We start from the raw sequence: 11992 nt of genomic DNA, 5'->3' as shown, positions 1-11992 counted from the left end.
GGATTTAGAAATCAGCCGGAGCGCGGAACGTCATGGGTGTTCCATACTCAGGGTGAGTGATAGTCAGCATTTCCGCATGGAGCTGCAAACGCGGCGCCATCGCTAACGCCTCAGGTGACGCGTAAAAACGATCGCCCAGAATCGGGTGTCCCATTGCCAGCATATGCACGCGCAACTGATGTGAGCGCCCGGTAATCGGTTTTAGCAGCACACGAGCGGTGTTATCCGCCGCGTACTCCAGCACCTGATATTCCGTCTGTGCTGCTTTGCCGGTTTCATAACACACTTTCTGTTTTGGCCTGTTTGGCCAGTCACAAATAAGCGGTAAATCTACCAGCCCCTCTTCTGGCTGAGGATGACCCCAAACCCGCGCCACATACTGTTTCTTCGGCTCACGTTCACGGAACTGGCGTTTCAGTTCGCGCTCTGCTGCTTTAGTCAGCGCCACGGCAATCACGCCGCTGGTAGCCATATCCAGACGATGCACTGATTCTGCCTGCGGGAAGTCGCGCTGAATACGCGTCATCACGCTGTCTTTATGCTCATCCAGACGGCCCGGTACAGACAACAAGCCCGAAGGCTTATTGACGACCATGATGTGCTCATCCTGATACAGAATGACCAACCAGGGATCAGTGGGTGGGTTATAGGGTTCCATTAACATTATTGGTGTGTCACCACAATCAGACGCAACGCATCAAGACGCCAGTTGGCCTGCGCAAGGCTTTCCAGCACTTGTAGACGGTTGCTTTCGATGGCTTCGAGTTCGTCATCACGAATGTTCGGGTTAACCGCTTTCAGCGCTTCCAGACGGGAAAGTTCAGAACTCAGCTTCTCATCTGCTTCTTCGCGCGCCGCTTTGATCAACACCTGCGCAGCCGCTTCCACTTTCTCTTCTGCCAGTTGCAAAATCGCGTGAACATCTTGCTGAACGGCGTTCACCAATTTGCTGCCAGTATGACGATTCACGGTGCTTAACTGGCGGTTAAAGCTTTCAAACTCGACCTGAGCCGCAAGGTTAGTGCCGTTTTTATCAACCAGCATGCGCACCGGAGTCGGCGGCAGGAAGCGATTAAGTTGCAGCTGTTTAGGCGCTTTCGCTTCAACGACATACACCAGTTCCAGCAGTAAGGTCCCCACCGGCAGCGCTTTGTTTTTCAACAAAGACAGTGCGCAGCTACCGGTATCGCCGGACAGAATCAAATCCAGGCCGTTGCGAATGATTGGGTGCTCCCAGGTGACAAACTGCGCATCTTCACGAGACAACGCCACTTCACGTTCAAACGTAATCGTGCAACCGTCTTCCGGCAGGCCAGGGAAATCCGGCACCAGCATGTGATCGCCAGGCGTCAGTACCACCATGTTGTCGCCGCGATCATCCTGATTAATGCCGACAATATCGAACAAGTTCAGGGCGAAGCTGACCAGATTAGTGTCGTTATCCTGCTCAGAAATGGCCTGCGCCAGCGCCTGTGATTTTTCACCGCCGTTGGAGTGGATTTCCAGCAGGCGGTCACGGCCTTGCTCAAGTTGCAGTTTCAACGCATCGTGTTGTTCGCGGCACAGCTTGATCAGCGCATCGAAACCATCGGTATTTTCCGGTGCGGCCAGGAACTCAATCAGTTGCGGATAAACGTTATCGTAAATCGCACGGCCGGTCGGGCAAGTGTGCTCAAATGCATCCAGCCCTTCATGGAACCACTTCACCAGTACCGATTGCGCGGTTTTTTCCAGATAAGGAACGTGAATCTGAATATCGTGCGCCTGACCGATACGGTCCAGACGGCCAATACGCTGCTCCAGCAAGTCCGGGTTAAATGGCAAATCGAACATCACCAGGTTGCTTGCAAACTGGAAGTTACGCCCTTCGGAACCAATCTCAGAGCACAGCAATACCTGTGCGCCGGTATCTTCTTCGGCAAACCAGGCCGCGGCGCGGTCACGCTCGATAATCGACATACCTTCATGGAACACGGCAGCACGAATACCTTCGCGCTCACGCAGCACTTGCTCAAGCTGCAAGGCGGTGGTGGCTTTGGCACAAATCACCAACACTTTTTGCGAACGGTGGCTGGTCAGGTGGCCCATCAGCCATTCAACACGCGGGTCGAAGTTCCACCAGGTGCCAGTATCGCCTTCAAATTCCTGATAAATCTGCTCCGGATAAAGCATATCGCGGGCGCGTTCTTCTACCGATTTGCGTGCCGCCATAATGCCGGACACTTTAATCGCGGTTTGATACTGCATTGGCAGCGGCAAACGGATGGTATGCAGTTCGCGTTTCGGGAAACCTTTGACGCCATTACGGGTGTTACGGAACAACACGCGACTGGTCCCGTGGCGGTCCATCAGCATGGAAATCAGTTCCTGACGCGCAGCATCGCTGCCTTCACGGTTACTGTTCGCAGTTTGCAGCAGAGGCTCGATATCCTGCTCGCCAATCAACTCACTCAGCATATTGAGCTGATCGTTGGTCAGGTGGTTACCTGCCAGCAATAATGCAACGGCATCTGCTACCGGGCGGTAGTGTTGCTGTTCTTCAACAAACTGCTCGAAATCGTGGAAACGGCTTGGGTCCAGCAAACGCAGGCGTGCGAAGTGGCTTTCCATACCTAACTGCTCAGGCGTTGCGGTTAACAGCAGGATGCCCGGAACATGCTCGGCGAGTTGCTCAATCGCCTGATATTCACGGCTAGGCGCATTCTCGCTCCACACTAAATGGTGCGCTTCATCGACAACCATCAAATCCCATTCGGCTTCGCACAGGTGTTCAAGACGTTGCTTGCTGCGACGCACGAAATCCAGAGAACAGATAACCAGTTGTTCTGTTTCGAATGGGTTATCACTGTCGTGTTGGGCTTCTGCGTAACGCTCGTCATCAAACAGCGAGAAACGCAAGTTAAAGCGGCGCAGCATTTCAACCAGCCACTGGTGTTGCAGAGTTTCCGGAACGACGATCAATACGCGTTCAGCGCTGCCAGCCAGCAACTGCTGGTGCAAAATCATCCCGGCTTCGATGGTTTTACCCAAACCGACTTCATCAGCCAGCAACACGCGTGGCGCATGACGACGACCCACGTCGTGAGCGATGTTCAACTGGTGCGGGATCAGGCTGGTGCGCATGCCGCGCAGGCCACTCCACGGTTGGCGATACTGTTCGCTTTGGTAAACACGAGAGCGATAACGCAAGGCAAAACGATCCATACGGTCGATTTGCCCGGCAAAAAGACGGTCTTGTGGCTTGCTGAACACCAGTTTGCTGTCGAGGAATACTTCGCGCAGCATCGTGCCAGCTTCTTCTGTATCCAGACGGGTGCCAATATAGGCAAGCAAACCGTTTTCTTCTTTAACTTCATCAACTTTGAGTTGCCAGCCTTCATGACTGGTGACGGTATCACCCGGGTTAAACATCACGCGTGTGATAGGCGAGTCACTTCTGGAATACAGACGATTTTCACCGGTGGCAGGGTAGAGCAGGGTTACCATTCGCGTGTCTAAAGCGACCACGGTTCCCAGTCCCAGTTCGCTTTCGGTATCGCTGATCCAACGTTGACCAAGTGTAAAAGGCATAAGATTTCGGCTCTATTATCAGTTACTAAGATTTGCAGGCAATGGTAAAACGACCGCGCGCAAAGGGGGGCGGTAGTTCAAAAGTAGATTTAAGGATGATTCAGGAGGGCGCTATGGTACTGGAAGCCGATTGATTCGTCACCGTCAAAATAGACCTAATTGCCCTGTCATTAGTGTAGCAAAGTCATCCTCAAGGAAAGGTAAAATTCCTTCGGCGACTGGCTGGAGCTGGCGCGTCAGGTAGTGATCGTAGTCCAGGGGGGACTCTTGATAATCCACCGGCTCCGGGCCGTTGGTTGTGATCACATACTTGATTGTCCCCCGGTTCTGATATTGCGGTGCGCGACCAAGCCGTTGATTATGCTCATCAGCCAGACGTGCAGCACGCACATGCGGCGGCACATTTTTCTGATATTCACTGAGTGGACGACGCAGTCGTTTCCGATAAATCAGCTGCTCGTCCAGCTCACCCGCCATCAAGCTTGCGATGGTTTCGCGGATGTAATCCTGATACGGCTCGTTACGGAAAACCCGTAAATAAAGTGTTTTCTGGAACTCCTGTGCCAGCGGTGTCCAGTCCGTGCGCACGGTTTCCAATCCTTTAAACACCATGCGCTGCTTGCCATTTTCCTGAATCATTCCGGCGTAGCGCTTTTTGGAACCTTCAACCGTGCCGCGAATAGTCGGCATCAGGAAGCGGCAAAAGTGCGACTCAAACTCCAGCTCAAGTTTGCTGTCGAGTTGCTGTGTTTCTTGCAGATGCGCTTTCCACCACGCATTCACATGGTTCATCAACTGCTGGCCGATGCGAGCGGCATCTTCCTCGGAATGGGCTTTTTTGAGCCACACGAAGGTGGAATCCGTGTCCCCGTAAATCACGTCATAACCCTGAGATTCGATCAATGCTTTAGTTTGCAGCATGATCTGATGCCCGCGCATGGTGATCGACGACGCAAGGCGAGGATCGAAGAAACGGCAGGCGCTGGTGCCCAATACCCCATAAAATGCATTCATAATGATCTTCAACGCCTGCGACAGAGGCTTATTGCCGTGTCGTTTTGCTTCATCGCGACCCGACCAGATTTGCCCGACAATCTCTGGCAGGCAATGTGTGGTCCTGGAGAAATGCGCACCAAGAAAACCCTCTACAGAATGTTCAGGGTCAGGCTGTGCCATTCCTTCAACCAGCCCAACTGGATCGATGAGAAACGTGCGGATGATCGACGGATAAAGGCTTTTGTAATCGAGCACTAACACCGAGTCATAAAGCCCAGGCCGCGAGTCCATCACATATCCGCCAGGGCTTGCCTGAGGCGGTACCTCGCCGAGATTGGGCGCAACGTAACCGGCGCGATGCATGCGAGGTATATAAAGGTGGCCAAATGCTGCAACGGAACCGCCATGTTTATCCAGCGGCAAACCGTTCACCGTTGCGCGCTCCAGCAAGAACGGCATCAGCTCGGTTTTGTGGAAAATCCGCGTGACCAGTTCGCAGTCTTTGAGATTATATTTCGCCAGTGCGGGCTTATCTTCGGCAAAACGGCGGTCAATTTCGTCCATGCGCTGCCAGGGATTATCAATAGATTTACCTTCGCCAAGCAATTCCTGAGAAACTGACTCAAGAGAAAAAGAGGAGAAATTCCAGAAGGCAGAGCGCAATGCTTCGATGCCATCAATAATGACCCGTCCGGCGGCTTGCGCGAAGAAAACCCCTTTTTTGAAGCCGTGCTCGCGCCACTCCAGAATGCTGTTTTCACGCCCAAGACGCAGCGGGACCTGGTAACGTTCGGACATTTTTTGCAGCACCCGCAAATCGAACTGCACCACGTTCCAGCCAATCAAAACATCTGGGTCATGTTCAGCAAACCAGGCATTCAGCTTTTCGAGCATTAGCGGACGGCTGGCGACATATTCCAGTGTGAAATCCAGACCACTCGCGTCCCCATTTTCCGGGCCAAGCATATAAACGATACGCTGGCCGCAGCCTTCGAGACCGATACAATACAGTTCGCCATGGCGAGTGGTTTCAATATCCAACGACACCCATTTCAACGGCGGACGATAATCCGGCGCGGGTTTCAGCTTCGTTTCAACCACCAGATTATTTTTTTGTTCGCCACTAAACCAGACGGGGGCGGTAATAAAGCGCTCCATCAAAAAGCGTTCGGGCGGGCGAATATCGGCTTCGTAAACCTTAACGCCGCCATCACGCAATAACTTTTCGATACGCATTAACTGCCGATGCTGACGGCAGTACAAACCGCAGACGGGCTGGCGATGGAAATCTTTAAGCGGCAGTGGGGTGAGGCGATACTGGCTTTCGTTTGCGAGCAGGCGTGTCGCTTCGGCGTGTTGTGATTGCGGGATAAACGCCACGGATTCCTGGCGCGGCAGACGCACCTTCACCGGGCCATCATCCGTTGCCAGCCAAAATTCAACTTCAGTACCGAGCGGGGTATCTCGCCAGTGACGCGTAAGCAAGAAACCCTGACGAGCTTGTGACACGCTGCATTCTCATAAAAGAAAAAGTGGTCTGATTATAGACCACTTTAAGCTGGATTACTGATTTTATGTACAGTGAAAACGCGACGAACCAGGTATCCCGTATAGTAAAAACTCTCTCTGCTAATAAAACGCAGAAGAGCATATGTGCTCTTAATTTGGGATGTTTGTGTGGGTGAAGAAAAGGCCTCTATATTACTGTCTTTCGCCATGATGATGGCGCGTTTCATATGCAATGGATCGCTGATAATTAACGCATTATATAAATGATGTGAATCCATAATCTGTTTGGCATTGCTGAGATTTTCCCGCGTGACGCTGGATTTCTCTTCAAGCAAAACTATTTCGTCTGGAATGCCTTGCGACACAATATATCGCCTGGCAATTTCTGCATCGGAAATAGTATTACCGGGACTTATGCCGCCGGTTAAGATAATCGTTCCTACATAACCTTGCTGGTATATATAAATTGCATGGTTGAGCCGTTCTCGAAAAACGGCTGAAGGGACGTGGTTATTGACGCCAGCCCCGAGAACAATGGCGCAATCAGCCGTGCGAGTTTCATCTCTTTGACTGAAAGTATAAATGGAGTTTGCTGTTATGCAGGCGATGCTTAATAGAAAACCCACTAATGCAATAAATATTCTTTTCTTCATTTTCTATTTGTACCTGAAGTTGCAGCAACTAGCACGACAACTTCAGGGGAATTTTACTGCCCGTAATAAGCCTTCGCGCCATGCTTACGCAAATAATGTTTATCCAGCAGTGTTTGTTGCATATCCGGTAATTCAGGTGAAAGTTGTCGGCAGAAAATACCCATATATGCCACTTCTTCCAGCACAATAGCGTTATGAACCGCATCGACGGGATCTTTACCCCAGGCAAACGGGCCATGGGAATGTACCAGCACACCGGGCATTTGTGCGGCATCAATTCCACGTTCAGCAAAGGTTTTCACGATGACTTCGCCGGTTTGCCATTCGTAATCACCGTTGATCTCATCATCGGTCATTTTGCGCGTGCAAGGTATGGTGCCGTAGAAATAATCCGCGTGAGTCGTGCCAGTGGCCGGAATGGATTTTCCAGCCTGTGCCCAGATAGTCGCGTGGCGTGAATGGGTGTGGACAATCCCGCCAATGTGCGGAAATTGCAGATACAGCAAGCGGTGAGTGGGGGTATCCGATGAAGGTTTTTTATTGCCTTCCAACACTTCGCCCGTTTCCAGGCTCACAACCACCATATCTTCAGCGGTCATAATGCTGTAATCGACACCGGAAGGTTTGATAATTAATACGCCACGTTCCCGATCAACCGCGCTGACGTTCCCCCAGGTCAGGGTGACCAGATTATGTTTCGGCAGCGCGAGATTCGCTTCGAGTACCTGACGTTTGAGATCTTCTAACATATTAAGTCCTGGTCAAATTAGTGTCGGATGGCGCGTGCGCTTATCCGACCTACTTGAAGTTGTAGGGTGGAAGGCGCACGCGCCATCCACCGTTCTTCTGACTAACGTTTGTAGCTGTAATAAACCTCGTTCCAGCGCAGAGAGTCTTTAAACGCAGGCAGGCGGGTGTCGTTATCAATAACCGCCAGTTCGATACCGTGCAGTTCGCTGAACAGGCGCATATCGTCGAGCGTCAGAGACTGGCTGAACACGGTGTGGTGCGCACCACCTGCCAGAATCCACGCTTCGGATGCGGTAGGCAGATCCGGCTGCGCTTTCCACAGTGCATTCGCCACAGGCAGTTTCGGCAATTGATGCGGCGCTTCGACGGTATCAACGCAGTTCACCAGCAGGCGGAAACGATCGCCCAGATCAATAAGGCTCGCATTCAGCGCCGGGCCTGTTTGGGTGGAGAAGATCAAACGTGCAGGATCGTCCTTGCCGCCGATCCCCAGGTGTTGCACATCGAGGATTGGTTTTTCAGCAAGAGCAATGGATGGGCAAACTTCCAACATGTGGGAACCGAGCACCATATCGTTGCCGTTCTCGAAGTGATAGGTGTAGTCCTCCATGAAAGAGGTGCCGCCTTGCAGACCGGTTGACATCACCTTCATGATGCGAAGCAAAGCGGCAGTTTTCCAGTCGCCTTCGCCTGCAAAGCCGTAGCCTTGCTGCATCAGGCGTTGCACTGCCAGACCCGGAAGTTGTTTCAGGCCGTGCAGGTCTTCAAATGTGGTGGTAAAGGCGCTGAAACCGCCTTGAACCAGGAACTGTTTCATCCCCAGCTCAATGCGTGCGGCATCCAGTACATTCTGGCGTTTATCCCCGTTGATCTGGGCTGCAGCACTCAGGCGATAACTGCTTTCGTATTCGTCGACTAATGCGTTCACGTCCCCGTCGCTCACTGCGTTTACAACCTGAACTAAATCGCCCACAGCGTAAGTGTTGACCGCAAAACCAAACTTCATCTGCGCTGCCACTTTATCGCCATCAGTCACGGCGACTTCACGCATGTTGTCGCCGAAGCGAACCACTTTCAGCTGACGAGTATCTTGTTTTGAAACCGCCTGACGCATCCAGGAACCAATGCGCTGATGAGCTTGCGGATCTTGCCAGTGCCCGGTCACGACGGTGTGTTGCTGGCGCATACGTGCGCCGATGAAACCGAACTCACGGCCGCCATGCGCGGTCTGATTCAGGTTCATAAAGTCCATATCAATGCTGCCCCATGGGATCTGCGCATTGAATTGAGTGTGGAATTGCAGCAGCGGTTTGGTCAGGATACTCAGACCGTTGATCCACATTTTTGCAGGCGAGAAGGTGTGCAGCCACACCACCATACCGGCGCATTTATCGCTGTAACTCGCATCGCGGCAGATAGCGGTAATTTCATCCGGTGTGGTTCCCAAAGGTTTCAACACCAGCTTGCACGGCAGTTTGGCTTCTTTATTGAGCGCATTCACAACCTGCTCGGCGTGTTGATTCACCTGACGCAACGTTTCCGCACCGTAGAGATGCTGGCTGCCAATTACAAACCACACTTCATATTGTTCAAAAATGTTCATCGTCATGTCCTTAATGGGTCACAGTGGCCTGAGCTGCATGAGTAACCGCAACTGGGGCTGAAGGGAGATAATGTTGTTCCGCGCTAACCGCCCATTGCTGGTAACGGCGATAAAGCTGCTCAAAGCGCTCGGCGCGTTGGGAATCGGGTTGTAAGGTGCTTTCAATCTGGCTGGCCATGGCGAGCTGGGCGCGGGAAATATCTGCGTGTTTGCCCGCAGCCACGGCGGCAAAGATCGCCGCACCTAATGCGCAGCACTGGTCAGAAGCGACAATCTGCAGCGGGCGATTCAGTACGTCAGCGCAGACCTGCATGATGACCGGGGATTTACGCGCAATGCCGCCCAGTGCCATCACGTTCGTGACGGGAATTCCTTGTTCGGTGAAGCATTCCATAATGGCCCGAGCGCCAAAGGCGGTAGCGGCAATCAGCCCACCAAACAGCGCAGGTGCGTCTGTTGCCAGGTTTAAATCGGTAATCACACCTTTCAGGCGCTGGTTGGCATTCGGGGTGCGACGTCCGTTAAACCAGTCGAGCACCACCGGCAGATGTTCGAGGGAAGGGTTTTTCGCCCAGGCTTCCGTCAGCGCGGGCAGCAACTGCTTCTTACTGGCGTTGATTTGCTCACGCAGTTCCGGGTGCTGCTGCGCCAGTTGTTCCAGCGGCCAGCCCAGCACTCGGCCAAACCAGGCGTAGATATCACCGAATGCCGATTGCCCGGCTTCGAGGCCGATAAAGTCCGGAACCACGCTGCCGTCGACTTGCCCGCAAATGCCTTTTACGGCGCGGTCGCCGACTGTCGGTTTGTCGGCAATCAAAATGTCGCAGGTGGAGGTGCCGATGACTTTCACCAGGGTGTTCGGTTGAGCACCAGCCCCAACTGCACCCATATGGCAGTCAAATGCGCCACCAGAAATCACTACGCTTTGCGGTAAACCAAGGCGCTCAGACCATTCGGCGGAAAGGTTGCCCACCAGGATATCCGCAGTCCAGGTTTCGGTAAACATCGGGTAAGCCAGATTCTGGTTAATCACCGGGTCTAATTCATCAAAGAAACTCGCCGGAGGCAGGCCGCCCCAGCTTTCATGCCACAGGGATTTATGCCCGGCGCTACAGCGGCCACGGCGAATATCTTGCGGGCGAGTGGTGCCGGAAAGCAGCGCAGGAACCCAGTCACATAATTCAATCCACGATACCGCCGCTTGTGCCACTTTTTGGTCAGCGCGGGTGACGTGCAGGATTTTTGCCCAGAACCATTCGCTGGAATAAATACCGCCAATATAACGGGAGTAGTCATTTTTCCCCGGCTGATGGCACAAGCGAGTAATGGCTTCGGCTTCTTCTACGGCGGTATGGTCTTTCCACAACACAAACATGGCGTTCGGGTTGTCAGCGAATTCTGGCGTGAGTGCCAGCACATTGCCCTTGGCATCTATCGGGGCGGGAGTCGAACCAGTGCTGTCGACGCCAATGCCGCAAACGCGGGCACGTTGTTCAGCGGTCAGCTCAGCGAGAACGGTTTTTACCGCGCGCTCCATCGACTCAATGTAGTCCCGTGGATGATGGCGGAACTGGTTATTTGGGGCGTCACAATATTGGCCTTCCTGCCAGCGCGGATACCATTCCACGCTCGTGGCAAGCTCTGCTCCGTTTTCGCAATCAACGGCTAAGGCGCGAACGGAATCACTGCCAAAATCGAGGCCCAGCGCAATCGACATTTTTTTACTCCCTGACCTGGTTATCTATGGAAATGACATTAGTTTTTATGCCGGAAAACCGTCAGGTCGTATTCGCTGTAGTTATGGAGAAATTTGCTGTGCCTTTGAGAAGTGTGACGCCCCGCAAATAATGGATGTGGACATTTCTGCTACTTTTATAAACACTTCGGTTATCGTCACAAAACCTTGTGATTGACGAATGAAAAGCATAGGTGCAGGTAAATTGCGGCTTTATGATGAAATCAGGACGGTTTGTTGTTTGCGCAGTATGACGCCGCCAGTGAATAGCATGGATATGGACAAATTGTTCCTGTCGCCCAATTAAATAGCGAGCTTGATGATGCCTGAGATGCAAAACGACCCCCTGTTACCAGGGTACTCATTTAACGCCCACCTGGTGGCTGGATTAACGCCAATTGAAGCTGAAGGGCCACTGGATTTTTTCATCGACAGACCGCTTGGCATGAAAGGATACATCCTCAATTTAACGGTGCGCGGAGAAGGGGTTATCAATAATCAGGGGAAGAACTATATTTGCCGCCCAGGCGATATTCTGTTGTTCCCGCCGGGTGAAGTGCACCACTATGGCCGCGAACCTGCCAGCAAGGAGTGGTATCACCAGTGGGTTTATTTCCGCCCGCGCGCATACTGGCAGGAGTGGCTGAACTGGGAGCCAATCTTTGCGCACACCGGGTTTTTCCGCCCGGATGACGCTCACCAGCAAAACTTTTCTCAGCTCTTTGGGCAGATTATTGAGGCCGGGCAGGCAGAAGGGCGTTACGCGGAATTATTGGCTATCAATCTGTTAGAGCAGTTATTACTGCGGCGCATGGAAGTATTAAGCGCCTCGCTCAATCCCCCGCTCGATAACCGCGTTCGTGACGCGTGCCAGTACATCAGCGACCATCTGGCTGATAACCAGTTTGATATCGCCAGTGTCGCGCAACATGTCTGTTTATCGCCTTCTCGCCTGTCGCATTTGTTCCGCCAGCAGCTTGGCGTCAGCGTTTTAAGCTGGCGTGAAGACCAACGTATTCTCCAGGCCAAACTATTGCTCAGCACCACGCGTATGCCGATCGCCAGCGTCGGGCGCAATGTCGGGTTTGAAGACCAGCTCTATTTTTCGCGAGTTTTCAAGAAGTGTACGGGTGCCAGCCCGAGTGAGTTTCGTGCAGGGTGTGAATGATCACTATA

Annotated in this window: 8 protein-coding genes; 1 reads left to right on the top strand and 7 read right to left on the bottom strand. The window is 52.6% G+C overall.

Features of this window, described 5'->3' with window-relative positions; genetic code table 11:
- Nucleotides 1-4 precede the first annotated feature (4 nt).
- From rluA to araB, 7 genes are all read right to left on the bottom strand, one after another.
- A complete protein-coding gene (rluA, locus tag GBAG_RS16990; protein ID WP_034498430.1) occupies nucleotides 5-664 on the bottom strand; it encodes a bifunctional tRNA pseudouridine(32) synthase/23S rRNA pseudouridine(746) synthase RluA in 660 nt (219 codons plus the stop codon).
- Nucleotides 664-3570 (bottom strand): RNA polymerase-associated protein RapA, encoded by a 2907-nt coding sequence (gene rapA, locus GBAG_RS16985; RefSeq protein WP_034498427.1) that lies wholly within the window; start codon nucleotides 3568-3570, stop codon nucleotides 664-666. Before rapA ends, rluA begins: the two co-directional genes overlap by 1 nt.
- A gap of 144 nt (nucleotides 3571-3714) precedes the next feature.
- A complete protein-coding gene (polB, locus tag GBAG_RS16980) occupies nucleotides 3715-6075 on the bottom strand; it encodes a DNA polymerase II (RefSeq protein WP_034498424.1) in 2361 nt (786 codons plus the stop codon).
- Between the two features lie 44 nt (nucleotides 6076-6119).
- Nucleotides 6120-6728 (bottom strand): YdcF family protein, encoded by a 609-nt coding sequence (locus GBAG_RS16975; RefSeq protein ID WP_034498422.1) that lies wholly within the window; start codon nucleotides 6726-6728, stop codon nucleotides 6120-6122.
- A 53-nt stretch (nucleotides 6729-6781) separates the two neighbouring features.
- On the bottom strand, nucleotides 6782-7477 hold the full coding sequence (gene araD, locus GBAG_RS16970) for an L-ribulose-5-phosphate 4-epimerase (RefSeq protein WP_034498420.1): 696 nt from the start codon (nucleotides 7475-7477) through the stop codon (nucleotides 6782-6784).
- 101 nt (nucleotides 7478-7578) lie between these two features.
- The gene (gene araA / locus GBAG_RS16965) at nucleotides 7579-9081 is read right to left on the bottom strand and encodes an L-arabinose isomerase (protein ID WP_034498417.1); all 1503 of its coding nucleotides are present in this window, start codon (nucleotides 9079-9081) and stop codon (nucleotides 7579-7581) included.
- A 10-nt stretch (nucleotides 9082-9091) separates the two neighbouring features.
- Nucleotides 9092-10798, bottom strand: coding sequence for a ribulokinase (gene araB / locus GBAG_RS16960; protein WP_034498414.1), 1707 nt, complete (start codon nucleotides 10796-10798; stop codon nucleotides 9092-9094).
- Between the two features lie 340 nt (nucleotides 10799-11138).
- On the opposite strand from araB, the gene araC reads away from it, so the two are divergent.
- Nucleotides 11139-11984 (top strand): arabinose operon transcriptional regulator AraC, encoded by an 846-nt coding sequence (gene araC / locus GBAG_RS16955; RefSeq protein ID WP_034498434.1) that lies wholly within the window; start codon nucleotides 11139-11141, stop codon nucleotides 11982-11984.
- Nucleotides 11985-11992: the final 8 nt, after the last annotated feature.

Source organism: Buttiauxella agrestis ATCC 33320, assembly GCF_000735355.1.
In the GTDB taxonomy this organism is placed as follows: domain Bacteria; phylum Pseudomonadota; class Gammaproteobacteria; order Enterobacterales; family Enterobacteriaceae; genus Buttiauxella; species Buttiauxella agrestis.
The sequence above is the reverse complement of the archived record's forward strand: the minus strand, read 5'-3'. Positions and strand labels throughout refer to the sequence as shown.

Excerpts from the sequence above, each read along its gene's own strand:
- rluA (WP_034498430.1), bottom strand. The coding sequence starts at position 664 with ATGTTAATGGAACCCTATAACCCACCCACTGATCCCTGGTTGGTCATT.
- rapA (WP_034498427.1), bottom strand. The coding sequence starts at position 3,570 with ATGCCTTTTACACTTGGTCAACGTTGGATCAGCGATACCGAAAGCGAA.
- GBAG_RS16975 (WP_034498422.1), bottom strand. The coding sequence starts at position 6,728 with ATGAAGAAAAGAATATTTATTGCATTAGTGGGTTTTCTATTAAGCATC.
- araD (WP_034498420.1), bottom strand. The coding sequence starts at position 7,477 with ATGTTAGAAGATCTCAAACGTCAGGTACTCGAAGCGAATCTCGCGCTG.
- araB (WP_034498414.1), bottom strand. The coding sequence starts at position 10,798 with ATGTCGATTGCGCTGGGCCTCGATTTTGGCAGTGATTCCGTTCGCGCC.
- araC (WP_034498434.1), top strand. The coding sequence starts at position 11,139 with ATGCCTGAGATGCAAAACGACCCCCTGTTACCAGGGTACTCATTTAAC.
- araA (WP_034498417.1), bottom strand. The coding sequence starts at position 9,081 with ATGAACATTTTTGAACAATATGAAGTGTGGTTTGTAATTGGCAGCCAG.